We start from the raw sequence: 502 nt of genomic DNA, 5'->3' as shown, positions 1-502 counted from the left end.
GAAAGAGGACGTTCTGCATGGGATCAATATTATGGACGTATTCACAAAGAGCAGCCAGCCCATCAATTCCCAGGCGCATGTCAGTATAGCCGGCAGCCAGGTAGACTTTATCCACATTGATATTCTGTAACTTCTTTATATTTGACGGGTTGCCCGAAACGAAATTGCCTATATACCATTAAAGGCGAAGAATCTTATGGATTCTGAAACTTTCCTCTCAGGAAAGCTGCAGGACGCAAAGAACTTCGCCTTTTTTACATTGAAGTATTATTGATTCAGACTGACAGAGCACAGAGTTCTCTGATTTCATCATTCCAGGGAAGAACGCTGTCAATGACATCAGCCGGTATAACTGAACCGCGCCATTTCTGGAATCTGTTCATCACCAGTTCGAGATACTTGAGGACATTCAGTCCGCAGCGTCTGGCTGTCTTGACTATCGAAGACAGAAGCGTCAGCGCTCTGGCTCCGTCTTCACTGTATGCGAACAGCCAGTTATGCC

General features: G+C 45.6%; 1 protein-coding gene and 1 pseudogene. Both read right to left on the bottom strand.

Features of this window, described 5'->3' with window-relative positions; all coding sequences use genetic code 11:
- The coding region (gene tnpB, locus BO222_RS14400) for an IS66 family insertion sequence element accessory protein TnpB (RefSeq protein WP_198932033.1) at nt 1-115 on the bottom strand (115 nt) is incomplete at its 3' end.
- A gap of 160 nt (nt 116-275) precedes the next feature.
- Nucleotides 276-502: pseudogene (locus tag BO222_RS13730) on the bottom strand (hypothetical protein); the annotation flags it as partial.

It is taken from the genome of Ileibacterium valens, from assembly GCF_001945525.1.
In the GTDB taxonomy this organism is placed as follows: Bacteria; Bacillota_I; Bacilli_A; order Erysipelotrichales; family Erysipelotrichaceae; genus Ileibacterium; species Ileibacterium valens.
This window is presented reverse-complemented; position numbering and strand designations above follow the sequence as displayed.